Source organism: Peribacillus sp. SIMBA_075 (assembly GCF_046534585.1).
In genome coordinates this window covers 1-272 of sequence record NZ_JAWRYN010000604.1, presented here as the reverse complement: position 1 = coordinate 272, position 272 = coordinate 1, and the positions used below count along the sequence as shown (strand labels likewise).

At 74.6% G+C, this 272-nt stretch carries 1 pseudogene; it reads right to left on the bottom strand.

Features of this window, described 5'->3' with window-relative positions:
• Window positions 1–272 (bottom strand): annotated as a pseudogene (locus SB775_RS29585) (hypothetical protein); the annotation flags it as partial.

Below are 272 nucleotides of genomic sequence, written 5' to 3'. Positions count from 1 at the left end.
CCCAGGGATTGACCCCGGGATGGCGGTAGAACGCCCGGTCCTCGTAGCCGAGCAGCGCCTGCAGGTACAGCGGCGAGACGCTGCCGGCATCGGCCGGGTAGCGCCACACGCCGTCGCGGTCGGCGAAGGCACGCAGCGGCGTGCCGTCGGCGGCGGTCACCAGGGTGGAGGCATCGCGCGCCGGCGGCAGCGGCAGCGGGAAGGCCAGGTCCAGCAGCAGCAATATCGCCAACGCGCCGGCCAGGCCCCAGCGCAGCACGGCGAGGATCGGC